Below are 18,895 nucleotides of genomic sequence, written 5' to 3'. Positions count from 1 at the left end.
CGCCGGTGAGCGGAACGCGGCTGCCGTCCGTACATGAGCGGGAGCCGTACCGCCCGATCCCGGAGACCCACGTGGAGCGCAATGTCGGACACCCCCGGCGAGCCCGAGCCCTGGTGCTGCTCGGCGCCGTGCTGGTACTGCTCCTCGGGGGAGCGGCCCCCGCCACGGCCCACTCCGCCCTCCGGGGCACCGACCCGGAGGACGGATCCGTCGTCCCCCGCGCCCCCCGCCACGTCACGCTGACCTTCACCGAGTCCGTCGGCCTGCTCGACGACTCCTTCCGGGTCTTCGGGCCCGACCAGCGCCGGGTCCCCACCGGGGAGGCCGCGCACGCGGACGGCCGCGCCGACACCGCCCGGGTCCGGCTGACCGGCAAGCTCGCCCAGGGCACCTACACGGTCGCCTGGCGGGTCGTGTCCGCCGACAGCCACCCGGTCTCCGGCGCCTTCTCCTTCTCCGTCGGCAAGCGCTCCGCGACCACCTTCCAGGTCGACACCGGCCCGGACGAGGACCCCCTCACCGACGGCCTGTACGACCTCGCCCGCTACCTCGCCTACCTCGCCGCCGCCCTGCTCGTCGGCGCGGCGGCCTTCGCGTCGCTGTGCCGCCCGGCCGACGCCTCCCCGCTGCGCCGGCCCCTGGTGATCGCCTGGTGGACGCTCCTGGGCGCCACGGCCGTCCTGCTCCTGCTGCGCGCCCCGTACGAATCCGGCGCCGGTCCCCTCACGGCCTTCGACGCGAGCGCCCTCGACCGCACCCTGTCCGGCCGCCCGGGCCGGGCCCTGCTGGCGCGGCTGGTGATCCTGCTGCTGATCGCGGCCTTCCTGGTCCGGCTGTCCGGGAGCCGGTACCGCCACCGGCCCGCCGTCCGGGCGGCCGGTGGCGCCCTGGCCGTCGCCCTGGCCCTGACCTGGGCGGCGGCCGAGCACGCCTCGGCCGGTATCCAGGTGCCGCAGGCGATGGCGTCGTCCGTGCTGCACCTGCTGGCCACGGGCGTGTGGCTCGGCGGGCTCGTGGCGCTGCTGCTGGTCCTGCGCGGCGGGGCGGTCGACGACCTGACCCGGGTCGTGCCCCGCTTCTCCCGAGTCGCGTTCGCCTCGGTCACCGTCCTGGCGGTCACCGGCCTCTACCAGTCCTGGCGCGGCCTGGGCTCCCTGTCCGCGCTGACCGGCACGTCGTACGGCAGGCTGCTGCTCGCCAAGCTGGCGGTGGTGTGCGTGCTGGTGCTCGCGGCCGGTCACGCCCGGCGCTGGACGGCCCGGATCGCCGCGCCGGCCGCCGCCGCCCGGACGGCCGAACCGGCCCGGGTCCCGCAGCCGGCGGGCGCGCACGCGGCGGTCCCGGGGCCGGCGGAGTCCGGCCGTACGGTCCCGGGGCCGTCGGCGTCCGGCCGCGCGGACGCGGACGCCGGCGACAGCGGTGCCGGCGGTGACGCCGACGCGGGCGGTGCCGGCGGCGAGGGCGGCCCGGACGAGGCCGACGTCCGGCGCCGGGGCCTGCGCCGCTCCGTCCTGGTGGAGGTCGCCGTCGCCGCCGTGGTGCTGGCGATCACGACCGTGCTGACCGGCACGCTGCCCGGCCGCGCCGAGGCCGAGGCGGCGCGGCGGGCCCCGGCGGGAGCGCTGCCGCCCACCGCCCAGGTGACGGTGCCCTTCGACACCGGCACGGGCACGGTGACCGGCCGCGGCACGGTGCAGGTCACCCTGGATCCGGCCCGGGTCGGCGAGAACGGCGTGCAGGCCGTGGTCTACGGCGCCGACACGGGCCTGGTCGTCGTCCCCGAGGTCCGCATCACCTTCAGCCTGCCCTCCCGCGAGCTCGGCCCGATCGACGCCGAACTCACCGACCGGGGCGGCTACTGGAGCACGAACGACGTCAATCTCCCGCTCGCCGGGACCTGGACGATGAAGACGACCGTGCGGGTGTCGGACGTGGACCAGGTGACGCAGGAGAAGCGGGTGCGGATCGCGCCCTAGGCACCCGCGGCACCGCCGCGGGCCCGCCGTCGAGGAGCCGCGTCATGGTCTCGGCGGCCCGCACGGCGGCGTCGCCGCAGCAGTTGTTGAACAGGACGTGGACCTGTTCGGTCCGCTCGGCCAGCCGCCGCAGGCGCGGCAGCCACTCGGCGAGTTCGTCCTCGCGGTAGTCGTGGCGGAAGCGGTCCTCCTTGCTGCCGGTGCCCCAGGCGGTGCTGCGGCCGTGGAACCGCACGACGGCCAGCCGGGGCGAGGTCACGCACGTCACCGGCGGCAGGGAGGACGGCAGGGCCTGGGTCATGTCGACGGCGACCGCGGCCATGCCGTGCCGGGCCAGCAGCGCGCCCGTCTCCTCGGCCCGGCCCGGCTCCCACCAGGACGGATGCCGGAACTCCACGGCGACGGGCCAGCCGCGGGTCCGCCGCGCGCAGTCGTCCAGGAACGCCTCGGCCCGCGCGCCCGGCCGGAACCACGGGGGGAACTGGAACAGCACGCTCCCGAGGCGCCCGGCGCCGCGCAGCGGCTCGACGGCGGCCGCGAACCGCGCCCAGACGGCGTCGAGCACGGCCGGGTCCCGGTGCTCGGCCGGCAGCCCGTCCGGCATCACCGCCTGCCGGGTGGGATGCCCGGTCAGCAGCGAGAACGCCTTCACGTCGAAGACGAACCCGTCCGGCGTGCGCTCCACCCACAGCAGGCTGTTCCGCTCGCTCGGCAGCGCGTAGTAGGAGGCGTCGACCTCCACGACCGGGAACCGCTCGGCGTAGTGCCGTAACCGCCCCTCGGCGTCCCGCCGCCCGGCCGGATACCAGCCGCTGCCGACCAGCGCCCGGTCGGTCCAGGAACACGTGCCCACCAGGATCTCGCCCAGCATCTCGCCCATGGGGGAGCGGTTACCCGCGCCGGGCGGCGGCAGGCTCCGCCACCGGGCGGGGGTGGCACGATGAAAGCGCTCGAATAGGGGTAATCGGGTCATAACTGTCTATTGCGGTGCCCTGGTCGATGCCCCGCGAGAGCGAGATGACCGAACATGGAGCAGCCCGTCACCGTCGGCCGGGCCGGCCGCCCGCCCGGCGAAGCCCGTGAGGCTCCCGGCGCTCCCGAAGCCCCGGGCGCCCTCGACGCCCTGGCCGGGGAGGACCTCACCGCCCGCGTCACCCTCGACGAACAGGGCAGGGTGACCGGCTGGAACGGCGGCGCCGAGCGGCTCCTCGGGCATCCGGCCGGGCAGATGCTCGGCCGCCGCGCGGCCGGCCTGCTGGCCGAGCCGGTCCCGGTGCGCGGCGGCCCACGGGCCCTCGCGGGGCTGTCCCGGTGGCACGGCGACGTCGTCCTGCGGCACCGTGACGGCCGCAGGCTGACCGTCCGCGTGCTCGCCCACCACCGGCCGCCGGGCACCGGCGCCGGCGCCTGGCTCGTCGTCTCCGCGCTGACCGGCCCCGGGGCGCGGCCCGACCTCGACGCGTCCCTGGTGGGCTGGAGCTTCGCCCAGTCCCCGTGCTGCGCCCAGGCGCTCTACGACACCCGGCTGCGGTTGCGCCGGGCCAACGCCGACATGGAACGCTCCACGGCCCTCACCGAGGAGGAGATGCGGGGCCTGCGCGTCAGCGAGATCATCGACGACGCCGCCGGCGAGCGGGCGGAGCGCAGCATGGCCCGGGTGCTGCGGACCGGGGAGCCGCAGTACGACGAGAACTACCTCCAGGCCCCCGGCGAGGACCACGAGCACGCCTGGTCGGTCTTCATGTCCGCGCTGCGCGACCAGGAGGGTGTCATCCGGGGCGTGTGCCTGTCCGCGCACGACATGACGGAGCAGTTCTGGGCCCGCAAGCGGCTCCAGCTGATCGCCGAGGCCGGCCGGCGCATCGGCAGCACCCTGGACGTGACGCGCACGGCCCAGGAGCTGACCGACGTGACCGTCCCGGCCCTGGCCGACTTCGTCAGTGTCGATCTGCTGGCCACCCTGGACGAGGAGCCCGAACCGCCCGTGCACGCCCTGCCCGCGGACGGGCCGCTGCGCCTGCGGCGGGTCGCGCTGCGGTCCGTCACGCCGGGCGCGCCGGAGTCGGTCGTGGCCGCGGGCGAGGTGGGCACCTACCGGCGGGGCTCGGCACCGTTCGAGAGCCTGCGCTCGGGGCGGCCCACCGTGCAGGACGCGACCGACCCGGCCCTGACCGCGTGGTTCGCGCGCGACCCGGCCCGGGCGGTCCGGGCGCGCGGCTTCGGTGTCCACTCGGTGCTGACCGTGCCGCTGGCCGCCCGCGGGACGACCCTGGGCGTCGCCTTCTTCGTCCGGCACCGCAACCCGGACGCCTTCCGCCACGACGACCTGGTCCTGGCCGGGGAACTGGCCGCGCGGGCCGCGGTCAGCATCGACAACGCCCGCCGCTACACCCGCGAGCGCGCCACCGCCGTCACCCTGCAGCGCAGCCTGCTGCCCCGGCGGCTGCCCCGGCAGGCGGCCGTCGAGGTCGCCTCCCGCTACCTGCCGGCCGGCGGGCACGCGGGCGTCGGCGGGGACTGGTTCGACGTCATCCCGCTGTCCGGGGCCCGGGTGGCCCTGGTGGTCGGCGACGTCGTCGGCCACGGCCTGCACGCCTCGGCGACCATGGGCCGGCTGCGTACGGCGGTGCGCACGCTGGCCGACATCGACCTGCCGTGCGACGAGCTGCTGACGCACCTCGACGACCTCGTGGCCCGCCTGAACACGGAGGAGGACGACGACGGGGATCCGGGCGCCGGGGCCGGGGGAGCGGCGAAGACCTCCGCCGACGTGGGCGCCACCTGCCTGTACGCCGTCTACGACCCCGTCTCCCGGCACTGCTGCTTCGCCGGGGCCGGGCACCCCCGGCCCGTCGTGGTGCGCCCCGACGGCACCGTCGACCTGGTCGCCCTCCCGGCCGCGCCCCCGCTCGGCATCGGCGGCCTGCCCTACGAGGCGACCGACGTCGAACTCCCCGAGGGCAGCCTGCTGGCCCTGTACACCAACGGCCTGGTCGCCACCCGCGACCGGGACATCGACACCGGGATCCACCGGCTGCGGGAGGCCCTCGCCCGCCCGGCGCCCGCACTGGACACCCTGTGCGACCGGGTGCTCGCCGAGCTGCTGCCGCAGCGCCCGGCGGACGACGTGGCGCTGCTCATCGCCCGCACCCGCGCGCTCGGCGCGCACCAGGTCGCCACCTGGGACGTGCCCTGCGACCCGTCCGCGGTCGCGCAGACCCGTAAGGACGTGGTGGCGCAGCTGGAGCGGTGGGGCCTGTCCGACGCCGTCTTCGTCACGGAACTGGTCGTCAGCGAACTCGTCACCAACGCCATCCGGCACGCCGAACCGCCCGTCCGGCTCCGCCTGATCCACGACACCACCCTCGTCTGCGAGGTCTCCGACGGCGGCAGCACCGCTCCGCACCTGCGGCGCGCCCGCAGTTACGACGAGGGCGGCCGCGGCCTGCTGCTCGTGGCCCAGCTGACCGAGCGCTGGGGCACCCGCCAGAGCGCCACGGGCAAGACCATCTGGGCGGAACAGACCCTGACCCTCCCGTGAGGAGCCGCGGCCATGACCACCCCCACCGACCGCCCCACCGCCCGCACCCCCGTCCAGCAGGCCGCCCTGCTGGTGGGCGTCGTCTTCGTGCTGGTCGGCGTGCTGGGCTTCGTGCCCGGCATCACCACCGGCTACGGCTCGATGGAGTTCGCCGGCCACGACTCGGGCGCCGAACTGCTCGGCGTCTTCCAGGTCTCGGTGCTGCACAACCTCGTCCACCTGGCCTACGGCCTGGCCGGCCTGGTCCTGGCCCGCACGGCCGCCGGGGCGTACTCGTACCTGCTGGTCGGCGGTGCCGTCTACCTGGTGCTGTGGATCTACGGCCTGTCCGTCGGCCACGACAGCGGCGCCAACTTCGTGCCGGTGAACTCCGCGGACGACTGGCTGCACTTCGCCCTCGGCGTCGGGATGATCGGCCTCGCCCTCGCCCTCGGGCGGCGCCCCGCCGGCCGGCACGCGCGGTGAGGGGGACGGACCCGGTATGCAGACGTTCCTGCCCTACGCCGACTTCCGGGAGACCGCCCTGGCCCTGGACCGCCGCAGGCTCGGCAAACAGCGCGTGGAGACGCTGCAGGTGCTGCGCGGCCTGATCGTGCCGGGCTACGGCTGGCGCCGGCACCCGGCGGTGCGGATGTGGGCCGGCTACGAGGAGGCCCTGGTCCGCTACGGCCTGGAGATCTGCCGGGCCTGGCGCGAGCTGGGCCACCAGGACAGCTGCGCGGCCACCCTGGTCGCCGACCTCGCCACCGCACGCCCCCACGCCCCGGTCCGCGACCAGCGGGAACTGGCCGCCGAGAGCGAACTGCCGCCCTGGCTCGGCGACACGCCCTTCCACCGCAGCCACCGCTCGGCCCTGGTGCGCAAGGACCCGGACACCTACGGGGCGCTCTTCCCCGGGGTGCCGGACGACCTGCCGTACGTCTGGCCCGCCTCCGACCGCCCCGCGTAGGCTCACCGCCCCCAGCGGTCAACTCCCGTCCGTGCGGCACCCGTTGTCGGCCGGACGGTTCCGTGTTCCACTGGATCTTTTCCGGCACAGCGGTCACGGGTTCGGGCGGGCAGGACGTCATGGGGGAACCGTGTGTGAGGAACTGGGCTTCGAGGGACTCCTCGCCGACGGGGGCTTCTTCGCGCGGCTGTTCGGGCGGGCGCCCTCGGGTGCGGGACGGGAGCCGCTGTACGGCCCCGACCTGCCCGTGGTGCTGCTCACCGGCGGCCCGGGCATGGGCAAGGGGCGGCTGCTGCGCGCCGTACGGGACCGTTTCGGCGCCAAGGTGCCGGTGATCCACCTGGACTGCGCCTCACCGGTGTACGAGGACCGGGCCGCCCCGGAGCCCGGCGCCCGCTCGGCCGCGACCGAGGCGCTGGTGGAGGTGGCGCGGCGGCTGAGCACCTGGCAGGGCACGGGCGGCTCGTTCGCCTTCCCGCGCCTGTTCACCGGCCTCGCCATGATCGCGACCGGCGCCGCCGACGGCACGCCCGCTGCGGTCGCGACGGAGGCCGAGCGCTACGAGGACCTGCCCCAGCGGCGCCGGGTGCGCGGCGCGATCACCGGCGACTTCTGGCGGGGCGTGCTGCGCGGCACCATCCGCAACCTGCTGACGACCCTCTACGGGCAGGCCTTCGACCCGTACTCGGCGGCCGTGAGCAACGCCCTGCTGGACGCCGTCTTCGAACGCGCCGCCCCACGGGGCCGGGCGGAACTGGAGCGGACCTACGGCGCCTATCCGGGCGCGGCCGGCCAGCCCAGGATCGGGCTGCGCATCCTCGCCGCCGACTTCCGGGCGGGCGGCGAGGCGCGGGAGGTCGCGGAAAGCTTTCTCTTCCGGGCCCTGCGCGAGGACCTGGAGGCGGCGTACGCCGCGCCCATCGGCTGGCTGCGCCGGGTCGGCCGCCCCGGACTGCTGCTGGACCACGCCGAGGCGCCCCTGGGCGAGCAGCTGCTGCGCGCGGTGCTCACCGACCGCCGGGGCGGGCGGCGCGACCGGGTCGTCGTCGTGGGCACGGCCCGCCGCCTCGACGGCGGTGCCTTCCTGCACGGCGGCCTGCCGCCGGAGCTGACGACACCCCCGGCCGAGTACCGCCCCACCGACGGCGCCCCGCCGGCCTGGTCCCGCCGCAGGGACGAGGGCGCCGACCGGGCCCCCCTCGCCGACGGCGTGCTGCTGCTGCGGATGCCGCTGCTCACCGGCGACCAGCTGCGCCGGGAGACGGTGCGAAGACAGCAGCGCGCCGAGCCGGAGGGCGGCGGCAACCGCCGCCGTATCGACGCGGCCGTGGCCCGGCTGAGCGGCGGACGGCCGCACACGGTGATCCGGCTGGCCGCCGCCGCGGCGGCGTTCCGGATGCCGGCCGACGCCAACGACCGCGACCTCCTGGACGCCCCCCTGCGCCTTCCCGGCGACGACGCCGAACACCCGGTCGCCGAGGTGCTGTTGCGGGAACTGGTCCTGGACCAGCTGCCCGTGCGGCTCCCGGCCGAGCACCACGCCCACTGGCTCGACCTCCTCACCCACCTGTCGGTGGCCCACGACACCGAGTGCGCGGACGTCCTGCTCCGCCACCACCAGGCCGGGCACGTCCACCAGCTGACCGCCCATCACGTCCTGCGGCTGCTCACCGACACCGGCTGGCCCACCTGTGCCCGCCACTTCATCGGCGACTTCGGCCTCCGCCAGCTCCTGGTCCACCGCCTCTACGGGCTGCTCCCCGACGGCGCCGCCTGGTACGCCGACCACCACCTGCTGCGCGACCACTACGCGCGGCGGGCGGCGGGGGAGGACCCCGGCCGCGACGAGGACCCGCCGGGCGACGACCCGGCGGGCGACGGCACCCCGCACGAGGGCGCCTTCCGCTCCCTGACCGCCCACCGGATGAACCACCACCTGGTCTCCGGTGGCGCCGACGACGTCGTCGGCCACCTCGCCGCCACGCTCCCGGGCCGTCCCCGCGCCTGGTGCGCCGAACTCCTGGAGATCGCCCAGGCCCCGTACCCGGGCGGCGCCGACGCCCGGCGCGAGCGCGCCCAGGGGCTGGTGCCGGCGGACGGCCCGCCGCTGCGCCGCACGGTCGACCAGCTGCTGCACGCGGTGTGGCTGTGCGAGGAACGGACCCGCCCGACCGGCAAGGAGACCGCCCGCACGCTGGCCAAGCTGCTGGACCTCCTGTCGATCATGGACTTCGACGGCGCCGGCCGGCTCAGCAGGACCGCGGCGGACTGGAGCGCCCTGGCCGAGAACGAACAGCCCCTGCTGCGCTGCGCCTGCACCGAACAGCTCCGGCGAAGGAGATGACGGCATGCCGAGATGGAAGAAGATCCTGTACTCGCTCTTACTGGTGGGGGCCCTGGTCGCCGGTGTCGCGGTCACGACCTCCCTGGTCCGCAAGCCGGAGACCTGCGCCGACGGGGTGGAGCGCGTCGACGGCGAGTGCGTCGGCGTCAACGGCGAGGGCTACGACTTCGGCACGCCGGAGATCGCCGACGTGGCCCGCGCGGTCGCACGCGAGAACGACAGGATCGAGGACCAGCCGCATGTCACGGTCGCGATGATGCTGCCCCTGCAGTCCGACCGCGAGGCGCTGCGCCGGCAGATGCGCAGCGACCTGCAGGGCGCCTACCTCGGCCAGCGGCAGGCCAACGCGGGCGAGGGCGAACCGCCGAAGATCCGGCTGGTGCTGGCCAACCCCGGGCGGGACTACGGGCACCAGGCGAAGGTCGTCGACACCCTGCTGCGGATGGCCGCCTCCCCGCAGGACCGGCTGCGCGCGGTCACCGGCTTCAACCTGAGCCTCGCCGCCACGGAGGCGGCCGTGAAACGCCTCACGGAGAACAAGGTCCCGGTGCTCGCCGCCCGCATCAGCGGCGACCGGATCGCCAACGAGGACCGGGCGGACGGCATGGCCGAACTCCGCTTCCCGGGCCTGGCCCGCATCCTGCCCACCAACAACGACGCGGCCCGGGCGCTGGCCGACTTCAACGGCGAGCAGGGCCGCCGCAACGTCCGGACGGTCCTGGTCTACGACAAGCGCCCCGACGGCTACAACGAGTCCCTGGCCAGGGCGTTCAGCCGGATCAAGGAGGAGGGCCCGGCCGGTCCCGCCGCGATGTCCTTCGAGTCCCCGGCCATCGACGAGGCCGGCTCCACCGGCAACCAGTTCACCCAGACGGCCAACAACATCTGCGACTCCGAGGCCGACACGGTCTACTTCGCGGGCCGCACCCTCCACCTGCGCATCTTCGCGCTCAAGCTCGCCCAGGTGGGCTGCAAGGGCCGTCACTACACCATCGTCAGCGGTTCGGACGCGGCCTCGCTGCGCCAGGACATGACCGAGCGGGACTGGGCCTCGCTGCGCGGCGACGACGGGCGGCCGAAGGTCACGGTCCAGTACGCGGCCCCCGCCCACCCCGACGCCTGGAGCACGGAACTGGCCGCCTGGACGAAGAAGTGGACGGCCGCCCACCGGCGCGCCCCGAAACCCCAGGAGCTCCCGCAGTACCTCACCGAACCGAAGGCGGCCCTGGACACCCTGCGCGACCTGATCACCGCCACCCGGCGCGAGGGCATCTCCCTCGGATCCACGCCGAACCTGGAGGACTCGCGCACGATGCTCGTCCACGACGGACTGCTCACCATCGGCAAGGCCCTGCACCAGGCCCAGCAGGGAGCCCCCGCCACGACGGTCCCCTCCCGCCAGGACGTGGGCCGCCAGTGGTCCCTCCTGCACTCCCGCCACCGCGTCCAGGCCACCAGCGGCCTGATCTGCCTCACCACCGGGGGCAACGCGTACGACAAACCGGCCGCCGTCGTCGAACTGGACCCGGGCCGCGAGGGCCGGGGCACGCTGAAGTTCGTGGGTCTGGGCTGGCCGACGGGACGGCCGCAGCCGAAGAACTGCGTGATCCCGAGCGAGACACCGTGAGGGAACCGGACCGGGACGGCAGAGAGTTCACCGGTATCTGAATTCATAAATCGCTGAACTCGGATACGCTCGGGGGATGCCGACCCTTGCTCCCGACATCGACGTCCTGGTCCGGTTCGGCCGGGCCCTCGCCGATCCGGTCCGCTGCCGGATCCTGCTCGCCCTGCGCGAGGCCCCGGCCCATCCGGCCGACCTCGCCGACGCGCTCGGCGTCTCGCGCCCCCGCCTCTCGAACCACCTGGCGTGCCTGCGCGACTGCGGCCTGGTCGTCGCGGTCCCCGTGGGCCGCCGGACCCGTTACGAACTGGCCGACGCCCGCCTGGGCCACGCGCTGGACGACCTGCGCACCGCGGTGGTCGCCGTCGAGACCGACCGCACCTGCCCGGACGCCGCCACCGAAGGGTGCTGCTGACCATGACGGCGGAGATCTCCCTGGCCCCCGGCCCGGCCCGGCGTGACGCGCTGGCCCGCCGGATACGGCTGCTGGTCGCCGCGACCATCGCCTACAACGCGGTCGAGGCGGTCGTCGCCCTCACCGCCGGCGCGCTCGCCTCCTCCACCGCCCTGATCGGCTTCGGCCTGGACTCCGTCATCGAGGTGTCCTCCGCCGCCGCGGTCGCCTGGCAGTTCTCGGCACGGGAGCACGCCGTGCGGGAGGCGCGGGAGCGGACCGCGCTGCGCGTCACCGCCCTGTCCTTCCACGTGCTGGCGGCCTACGTCGCGGCCGACGCGGTACGGGCCCTGACCGGGACCGGTGAAGCGGAACGCTCGGTGCCGGGCATCGTGCTGGCGGCCCTGTCCCTGGCCGTGATGCCGTTCCTGTCCGCGGCCCAGCGCCGGGCCGGCCGCGAGCTGGGCTCGGCGAGCGCGGTCGCCGACTCCCGGCAGACACTGCTGTGCACGTACCTGTCGGCCGTCCTGCTGGCCGGTCTGGTCCTCAACGCCACCGTCGGCTGGTCCTGGGCGGACCCGATCGCGGCCCTGGTCATCGCCGCCGTGGCGGTCAAGGAGGGCCGGGACGCGTGGCGGGGCAAGGGCTGCTGTGCGGCACCCGCGTCACCGTCGTCGCGCTCGGCGCCGACGTCACCGTCCGCGCCGCCGCGGGGCGGGGAAGAGGGCGAGGAGGGCTGCGGTTGCCGCGCCGGGGGCGGATGCTGCGGCGGGACCGGCTGAACGGCCTGCGCGAAGGCGCGCCGGAGGAGCCGGGGTAGCTGCGACTGCCGCCCCGCAGCCGCGCACGCCGGTCCGGGTCGGGAGGGATCCGGACGGGCCGGGGTGGATCCGGTGGGGCCGGAGTGGGTCCGGCCTGGCCGGCTAGGCCGCCCTGCGGCGCGGACGCGACGCACGCCTGTTCTGCGCGGGCCGCTCCACCTCCCCGGGCTCCTGGAACTCGGGGAACTCCTCGGGCGGGAAGGTCTCGTCCTCACCGAAGTCCGGGGCTCGGAAGGGATTGGTCACCGGGGGAGGCGATGCCGCGGTGGAGCGGCGGGTCTGCCCTTCCGGAGCGGAGAACAGCGAAGTCGGTTCGATGAGAGGACTCTCTTTCGTTGGGAGCGGCCCCCTGACGGGGTCGCGGGTGCCGTGACCCGGCACGTGGTCCTACAGCTTGGTCATCTTGGCGTAGGGGCTCAGGATCCGCATCTGTGCGGAGCCGAAGTCCACGAGCGCCGCGATCCCGTCCTCGACACCGATCACCCGGCCGAGGCCGTACATGTCATGGGTGACCTGGTCCCCGACGGCGAAGTGCTTCGGCGCCGGCGCGACAGGGGCCGCGAAGGGGCTGGTAGGCAAATGACGCTTATGTGCAGCACGCTTTGTCATCACGCCCCAGTATGCGCCCCGGGGGGTGTTTGTGGGGACGGGCGAGCTCGAATCCGTGAAGAACGCGGACGCCACCCGGGCTCACTCCGCCCGCGCGGCCGGACGCCGAAGGCCCCGACCGGCGAACGGTCGGGGCCTTCGAGCTGCCCTTTCGGGCGGAGGCGGAGGATACGAGATTCGAACTCGTGAGGGGTTGCCCCCAACACGCTTTCCAAGCGTGCGCCCTAGGCCTCTAGGCGAATCCTCCGCCGGAAACATTACATGACCGAGAGGAGTGCTCGCGAACTCGTGAGCTGCCCCGGACATCAGGTAGCCTTGGCGCAGCCCCTCACGCGGCGCTATCTGACTGAACTCCCCCAGGGCCGGAAGGCAGCAAGGGTAGGTCGGCTCTGGCGGGTGCGTGGGGGGCGTCTGCGTTCCCGGGCCCGTGTCCCGGACGGAGCCCGATGTCAGTGGGCGCCTATAACCTCGTATGCGTGTCGTCTCTCGCTCTGTACCGCCGCTACCGCCCGGAGACCTTCGCCGAGGTCATCGGGCAGGAGCATGTCACCGACCCGTTGCAGCAGGCGTTGCGCAACAACCGGGTCAACCACGCGTACCTGTTCAGCGGGCCGCGCGGCTGTGGCAAGACGACCAGCGCGCGCATCCTGGCCCGCTGCCTGAACTGCGAGCAGGGACCCACGCCCACCCCGTGCGGCGTGTGCCAGTCCTGCCAGGACCTCGCCCGCAACGGCCCCGGTTCGATCGACGTCATCGAGATCGACGCCGCGTCCCACGGTGGTGTGGACGACGCCCGTGACCTGCGTGAGAAGGCCTTCTTCGGTCCCGCCCGCAGCCGGTACAAGATCTACATCATCGACGAGGCCCACATGGTCACGTCGGCCGGCTTCAACGCGCTGCTGAAGGTCGTCGAGGAGCCCCCGGAGCACCTCAAGTTCATCTTCGCGACGACGGAGCCCGAGAAGGTCATCGGCACCATCCGCTCGCGGACGCATCACTACCCCTTCCGGCTCGTCCCGCCCGGCACTCTCCGGGAGTACCTGGCCGCGGTGTGCCGGAAGGAGGACATCCCGGTCGAGGACGGGGTGCTCCCGCTGGTCGTGCGCGCCGGTGGCGGTTCCGTGCGTGACTCGATGTCCGTCATGGACCAGCTGCTCGCCGGTGCCGCCACGGACGGTGTGACATACGCCATGGCCACCTCCCTGCTGGGCTACACCGACGGCTCGCTCCTCGACTCCGTCGTCGAGTCCTTCGCCACCGGTGACGGGGCCGCCGCCTTCGAGGTCGTCGACCGCGTGATCGAGGGCGGGAACGACCCTCGCCGATTCGTCGCCGACCTGCTGGAGCGGCTGCGCGACCTGGTGATCCTCGCCGCCGTTCCGGACGCCGTGGACAAGGGGCTCATCGACGCCCCGGCCGATGTGCTGGAGCGCATGCAGGCCCAGGCGGGCACCTTCGGCCCCGCGGAGCTGAGCCGGGCCGCCGACCTGGTCAACGAGGGCCTGACGGAGATGCGCGGCGCCCACTCGCCCCGCCTCCAGCTGGAACTGATCTGCGCCCGCGTCCTGCTCCCCGCCGCCTACGGCGACGAGCGCTCCGTGATGGCCCGGCTGGACCGGATCGAGCGCGGGGTGAACTTCTCCGCCGCGGCACCGGCCGGCCTGCCCGCCACGGGATACGTGCCGGGACCGCAGGACGGCCACCAGGAGGTGCCCGGGGGCGCGCCCACCGCCCACGCCCCGGTTCCGCCGGTTCCACCGGGTGCGGGCCCCGCCGCGGCCCGGGCGGCTGTCCGGGGAGCCGGAGCACCCGGAGCACCCGGTGGCCCCACCGGCGGCCCCGGTGCCGGTGCGCCGGCCGCGGCGGAGCACGCGCCCGCGGCAGCCGGCCCGGGCACACCGCCCCAGGGGCCCGGTACGCCCGCCGGACCCGGCCCCGGCGCACCCACGCCGCCCGCCGACGCTCCCGCCCCGCCGCCGCGCGCCCCCCAGGCCCCTCAGGCCCCGGCCGCATCCGCCCCGGCCCCCGGCGCCTGGCCGACCGCCGCCTCCGCGGGCAGCGGCCGACGCCCGGGCGGCTGGCCCACGTCCGCCCCGGGCGCCCCCGCCCCGGGCGCCCAGGCCGCGGGCCCCGCGACGCCGAGCGCCCCCGCGCCCAGCGCCCCCAGCGCTCCCCCGCCGGCGCCCTCCGCGCCGTCGGCGGCCCCCGCCCAGCCGGCCCCGGCCCCGGCAGCCCCGGCCGCGGGCGGTCTCGACCCCCGCATGCTCTGGCCGAACATCCTGGAGGCGGTCAAGAACCGCCGCCGCTTCACCTGGATCCTGCTCAGCCAGAACGCCCAGGTCGCCGGCTTCGACGGCACGACCCTCCAGCTCGGTTTCGTCAACGCCGGCGCCCGGGACAACTTCCTGAGCAGCGGCAGCGAGGACGTGCTGCGGCAGGCGCTGGGCGAGCAGTTCAACGTCCAGTGGAAGATCGAGGCGATCGTCGACCCCTCCGGCGGCTCCGCGCCCCCGGCCCCGGGCGGCCCGTCCGGTTACGGCGGCGGCCAGCCCGGCGGCGGCTTCGGCTCCGGCGGTGGCGGCGGCTTCTCCTCCGGATACGGCTCCGGCGGCGGCACGGCGACCGCCCAGCGCTCCGCCCCGGCCCAGGCGACGGCTCCGGCGGCCCCCACCGCCCCGTCGGGCGGCCCCGCCTCCGCGGCCCCGGTGTCCGCTCCGGCCGCGCCCGTCCCGCAGCCCTCCGCGCCGCAGCCGCGCCACGTGTCCGTGGAGGAGGACATCCCCGAGGACGACGACCCCGACCTCGACGAGTCGGCCCTGTCCGGACAGGAACTGATCGTGCGGGAGCTGGGCGCCACGGTCGTGGAGGAGTTCTCGAACGAGCCGTAGAGGGAGCCTCTGAAGGAGCCGTAGAACGAGCCGCAGGGAGTGCCGCGGGGCAGGCCGGAAGGTGTGCCGCCACAGGTGCCGCGGGGCGCGCCGGCCCCGCGCCGCGCCGCCCGCTTCGGAGGAACCTCCAAGCCCGCCGCCCCGCCCCCTTCGGAAGCCCGCACAAGGGAAACCCGGCACCTCCCGTTAGGCTGACCCCCGTGAAGGTCCTCGTCATCGGTACCGGCGCCCGCGAACACGCCCTGTGCCACGCCCTGTCCCACGACCCCGACGTCACGGCGCTGCACTGCGCCCCCGGCAACGCCGGCATCGCCGAGGTCGCCGAGCTGCACCAGGTCGACGCCCTGGACGGCGCCGCCGTCACCGAGCTGGCCCAGCGCCTCGGCGCGGACCTCGTGGTCGTCGGCCCGGAGGCGCCGCTGGTCGCCGGAGTCGCCGACGCCGTGCGCGCGGCCGGCATCCCGGTCTTCGGCCCGTCCGGCCAGGCCGCCCGGCTGGAGGGCTCCAAGGCCTTCGCGAAGGACGTCATGGCGGCGGCCGAGGTGCCCACGGCCCGCTCCTACGTCTGCACGACCGCGGAGGAGGTCGACGCGGCCCTCGACGCCTTCGGCGCCCCGTACGTCGTCAAGGACGACGGGCTCGCCGCAGGCAAGGGCGTCGTCGTCACCGACGACCTGGAGACCGCCCGGGCCCACGCGGCCGCGTGCGAGCGCGTGGTCATCGAGGAGTACCTGGACGGCCCCGAGGTCTCCCTGTTCGCCGTCACCGACGGCGAGACGGTGGTGCCGCTGCAGCCCGCCCAGGACTTCAAGCGCGCGCTCGACGGCGACGAGGGCCCCAACACCGGCGGCATGGGCGCGTACTCCCCGCTGCCGTGGGCCGACCCCAAGCTGGTCGACGAGGTGCTGCAGACCGTGCTGCAGCCGACCGTGGACGAGATGAACCGCCGCGGCACCCCCTTCTCCGGGCTGCTCTACGCCGGTCTCGCGATCACCTCCCGGGGCGTGCGCGTGATCGAGTTCAACGCCCGCTTCGGCGACCCCGAGACGCAGGTCGTCCTGGCCCGTCTCAAGACCCCGCTGGCGGGTCTGCTGATGGCCGCGGCCACCGGCAACCTCGGCCACCTGGAGCCGCTGCGCTGGAGCGACGAGGCGGCCGTGACGGTGGTCGTCGCCTCGCACAACTACCCCGGCACCCCGCGCACCGGCGACCCCATCACCGGTCTCGACGAGGTCGCCGCCCAGGACGCCCCGCACGCGTACGTGCTGCACGCCGGGACCCGGCGCGAGGGGGACGCGATCGTCAGCGCGGGCGGCCGCGTCCTGTCCGTCACGGCCACCGGCAAGGACCTCGCCGAGGCCCGTGAGCGCGCCTACACCGCCGTCGGCCGCATCCGCCTCGACGGCTCCCAGCACCGTACGGACATCGCTGCCGGAGCGGCGGGCGCGTAGCCGGCCGCTCACCCAGCGGGGTGAAACCACCCGCGCCGATGAACCTCCAAGGCCCCGGATCCGTCTCAGGATCCGGGGCCTGACGTATGCGGTGGGCAGGGGCCTGACCCTCTCCGTGCGTCATCCACCTTTCCCCAGAGCCATTCCATCGAGTGACCGATGCCCTATCCGGCTGACGGGGGGCGAGGCCCCAACTAGGGTGCGGCGCAAGCGTTCCGGCACTTGGCCCACCGGCATTGCGATGTCGGTGGCGGGTGCCACAGTGGGGGAGTGAGCAAGGAAAGCGTCAGGTCAACGGGGAGGGGGTGAGGTCGGTCGTGACCGGAATGGGTGTGGAGGCAGGCGCGCAGGCCGCGCGGTCCCGGGCGCTCGTCGTGCTGCGCATCCGCAGCCGCGCGCTGGCCGTCGCCCTGCTGCCGGCGGCCGCCGCGGTGATCCTGATCGCGGGTGTCCCGACCGGCCGTCTGACCGGTCCCGGCTGGGACGCGGCCCGCTGGGCCCTGACGCCGCTCGCGCTCCTGGTGCTGCTGGCCGCCGCCGGTGTCGCCCTCGTCGTGGCCCGGGCCCGCCCGGCCATGAGCCCGACGGTCGCCGTCGCGGAGGAGGCGGCCCCCGACCTGTACCGGCTGGTGCGCGATCTCGCCGACCGCCTCGACGTGCCCGCGCCCTCGGCGATAGCGCTCACCCCCGACTGCGACAGCTGGCTGGAGGACCGCACGCACCGGGCCCACGGCCCGCCCCCGGCGGAGGAGCACGAGGACATAGCGGGCGCGGGCCGGCACGCCCACCGCCGGCACCCGGTCGCGCCGGTCCTGGTCATCGGCTCTCCGTTCCTGTGGTGGATGCGGGTCGGCGAGCTGCGCGCGGTCCTCGCCCCGGTGGTGGCCGGCACGGGCCCCTCGGCCCACCCGGACATAGCCGCCGCCCGGCGCTTCGTGCGGGGCCTGGACGCCGCCGTCGCGGTGACCTCGGCGCCCCGCCGCGATCCGGTGTCCCGGCTGGTGCTCGCCGGTGTCGGCCGGGTTGCCCGGCTCCTGCTGCGCGGATGCCGGGTGCACGCCGCCGAGATGGAGCGGGGCGTGGCGGCAGCGGCGGCGGAGCGTGCACAGGCTGTGGATTACGGGCTGCGGATCGTCGCTCAGGAGCAGGTGGGCCTGGCGTACGCGGGCTGGGACCGGCTGCTGACCCGGGTCGCCCTGCCCGCCTGGCGGATGGGCCGCTGGCCGTCCCGGCTGGACGCGGGTGTCGTGGCGGCCCTCACGGAGCTGTCCCGGCGCGACCGCCTGGCCGAGGGTTTCGCCTCCCGTCTCGGCGAGCGGCCCGCCTGCGACCTGCTGGAGGAGCCGGGCACGATCGACGAGGCCGCCTCCCTGCTCGCCGCGCGCCTCTTCCACGGCGGCCCGGCGGGGCCCGGACCCGACTGGTCGCCGGTGGACTGGAGCGACTATCCGGAGGAGGTCGTGGACCGCAAGTGGCGCTTGGACGCGGCCCGCCTCCACCGCGTCCTGGACGCGCTGGGCGTCCGTCCCGCCCCCGGCCCCACCGAGTCCGCCACCGGCGCGCCGACCCTCGCCCGCGTCCTGGACCACCTGACGGACACCGCCGCCGGCAGCCCTCCGGCACCGGACGCCGACGACGGCGCGGCCGCCGGAACGGGGCCGGCAGCCCGCCCCACCGCAGCCGACGCCGACGACGACGAGGAAGACCTCTCCGGCACGACGCCCCGCAGCGCCGCCCTCGCCGCCCGCCTCAGCGCCGAACTGTCCCGCGAGGAGACCGCGGCCCCCCGTCCGTCCCCCACGGCCGCCGACGCCCCGGCCGCCGACCCCGCCGCCCTCTGGGACGACCACACGCTGCCCCTCTTCCCCCTCCAGCCCCCGCGCACGGCCCGCGAACTGCTCGCCGACCACCTCACGGCGATGGTCTGCTGCGCCGCCATGGACACCGCCGGCGCGACGCCCGGCCTGGACTGGCTGGACGGCCCGACCCTGCTCCTCGACGGCGCCCGCACGCCGGATCTCGCCCCGAAGGTCCTCGCCCTGATCGAGGAGGGCGACGCCCTGCCGCTCCGGACCTGGCTGGCCGACCTGGGGATACGGCCGGAGAAGCCGGTCCGCCTCGCCTGAACCGGCCGCTCCCACGGCGTCCGCCCGCCGGAGCCGCGCCTTCCGCTTCTGGCCAATTCACAACGAACAGTGACGGAGTGCGCGCGTTATGTGATGTGCTTGGACCGTTCGCGTGCATGGCAAGGGCGCGCGACATACGACAAACGCACAGGACCTCACACGACACCACACG

At 75.3% G+C, this 18,895-nt stretch carries 14 protein-coding genes, 1 tRNA gene and 1 other RNA gene; 12 read left to right on the top strand and 4 right to left on the bottom strand.

The genetic code is table 11. The features are described from left to right. Positions 1-113: 113 nt before the first annotated feature. On the top strand, positions 114-1,976 hold the full coding sequence (locus tag ACPXCS_RS03720) for a copper resistance protein CopC (RefSeq protein ID WP_425944536.1): 1,863 nt from the start codon (positions 114-116) through the stop codon (positions 1,974-1,976). Here ACPXCS_RS03720 and ACPXCS_RS03715 read toward each other — a convergent pair. Then, positions 1,876-2,844 carry a DUF72 domain-containing protein gene (locus ACPXCS_RS03715; protein WP_425944537.1) on the bottom strand — a complete coding sequence of 323 codons (969 nt, stop codon included), beginning with the start codon at positions 2,842-2,844 and terminating at the stop codon, positions 1,876-1,878. The genes ACPXCS_RS03720 and ACPXCS_RS03715 overlap by 101 nt on opposite strands. Positions 2,845-3,003: 159 nt before the next feature. Here ACPXCS_RS03715 and ACPXCS_RS03710 point away from each other — a divergent pair, with 159 nt between their 5' ends. The 7 genes from ACPXCS_RS03710 (at position 3,004) to ACPXCS_RS03680 (ending at position 11,610) form a co-directional block, all read left to right on the top strand. Beyond that, positions 3,004-5,517, top strand: a complete 2,514-nt coding sequence (locus ACPXCS_RS03710) for a SpoIIE family protein phosphatase (RefSeq protein ID WP_425944464.1) — start codon at positions 3,004-3,006, stop codon at positions 5,515-5,517. Positions 5,518-5,529: 12 nt separating this feature from the next. Then, positions 5,530-5,982 (top strand): DUF4383 domain-containing protein, encoded by a 453-nt coding sequence (locus ACPXCS_RS03705; protein WP_425944465.1) that lies wholly within the window; start codon positions 5,530-5,532, stop codon positions 5,980-5,982. Between the two features lie 16 nt (positions 5,983-5,998). Further along, a complete protein-coding gene (locus tag ACPXCS_RS03700; protein ID WP_425944466.1) occupies positions 5,999-6,466 on the top strand; it encodes an MSMEG_6728 family protein in 468 nt (155 codons plus the stop codon). 130 nt (positions 6,467-6,596) lie between these two features. Further along, positions 6,597-8,810 (top strand): hypothetical protein, encoded by a 2,214-nt coding sequence (locus ACPXCS_RS03695; protein ID WP_425944467.1) that lies wholly within the window; start codon positions 6,597-6,599, stop codon positions 8,808-8,810. 4 nt (positions 8,811-8,814) lie between these two features. Beyond that, entirely contained in the window at positions 8,815-10,437 is a 1,623-nt protein-coding gene (locus tag ACPXCS_RS03690) for an ABC transporter substrate-binding protein (protein ID WP_425944468.1), read from the top strand. A 76-nt stretch (positions 10,438-10,513) separates the two neighbouring features. Next, positions 10,514-10,849 (top strand): ArsR/SmtB family transcription factor, encoded by a 336-nt coding sequence (locus ACPXCS_RS03685; RefSeq protein WP_425944469.1) that lies wholly within the window; start codon positions 10,514-10,516, stop codon positions 10,847-10,849. Between the two features lie 2 nt (positions 10,850-10,851). Next, positions 10,852-11,610 carry a cation transporter gene (locus ACPXCS_RS03680; RefSeq protein ID WP_425944470.1) on the top strand — a complete coding sequence of 253 codons (759 nt, stop codon included), beginning with the start codon at positions 10,852-10,854 and terminating at the stop codon, positions 11,608-11,610. 141 nt (positions 11,611-11,751) lie between these two features. Here ACPXCS_RS03680 and ACPXCS_RS03675 read toward each other — a convergent pair whose 3' ends face one another. The 3 genes from ACPXCS_RS03675 to ACPXCS_RS03665 all read right to left on the bottom strand — a co-directional run bounded on the left by ACPXCS_RS03675 (position 11,752) and on the right by ACPXCS_RS03665 (position 12,505). Further along, on the bottom strand, positions 11,752-11,895 hold the full coding sequence (locus tag ACPXCS_RS03675; protein ID WP_425944471.1) for a hypothetical protein: 144 nt from the start codon (positions 11,893-11,895) through the stop codon (positions 11,752-11,754). A 141-nt stretch (positions 11,896-12,036) separates the two neighbouring features. After that, positions 12,037-12,258, bottom strand: a complete 222-nt coding sequence (locus ACPXCS_RS03670) for a hypothetical protein (protein WP_425944472.1) — start codon at positions 12,256-12,258, stop codon at positions 12,037-12,039. A 162-nt stretch (positions 12,259-12,420) separates the two neighbouring features. After that, a tRNA-Ser gene (locus ACPXCS_RS03665) sits at positions 12,421-12,505 on the bottom strand. Between the two features lie 73 nt (positions 12,506-12,578). On the opposite strand from ACPXCS_RS03665, the gene ffs reads away from it, so the two are divergent. The 4 genes from ffs (at position 12,579) to ACPXCS_RS03645 (ending at position 18,723) form a co-directional block, all read left to right on the top strand. Then, an RNA gene (gene ffs / locus ACPXCS_RS03660) (signal recognition particle sRNA small type) lies at positions 12,579-12,673 on the top strand. 61 nt (positions 12,674-12,734) lie between these two features. Beyond that, entirely contained in the window at positions 12,735-15,146 is a 2,412-nt protein-coding gene (locus ACPXCS_RS03655; protein WP_425944473.1) for a DNA polymerase III subunit gamma and tau, read from the top strand. Between the two features lie 200 nt (positions 15,147-15,346). Then, on the top strand, positions 15,347-16,597 hold the full coding sequence (gene purD / locus ACPXCS_RS03650; RefSeq protein WP_425944474.1) for a phosphoribosylamine--glycine ligase: 1,251 nt from the start codon (positions 15,347-15,349) through the stop codon (positions 16,595-16,597). A gap of 326 nt (positions 16,598-16,923) precedes the next feature. Then, a complete protein-coding gene (locus tag ACPXCS_RS03645; RefSeq protein WP_425944538.1) occupies positions 16,924-18,723 on the top strand; it encodes a hypothetical protein in 1,800 nt (599 codons plus the stop codon). The last annotated feature ends 172 nt before the right edge of the window (positions 18,724-18,895 follow it).

The sequence above is a fragment of the Streptomyces sp. DT190 genome, assembly GCF_049846985.1.
Classification (GTDB): Bacteria; Actinomycetota; Actinomycetes; order Streptomycetales; family Streptomycetaceae; genus Streptomyces.
Note: the sequence above shows the minus strand (reverse complement) of the source record. Positions and strands in the feature narration are given on the sequence as shown.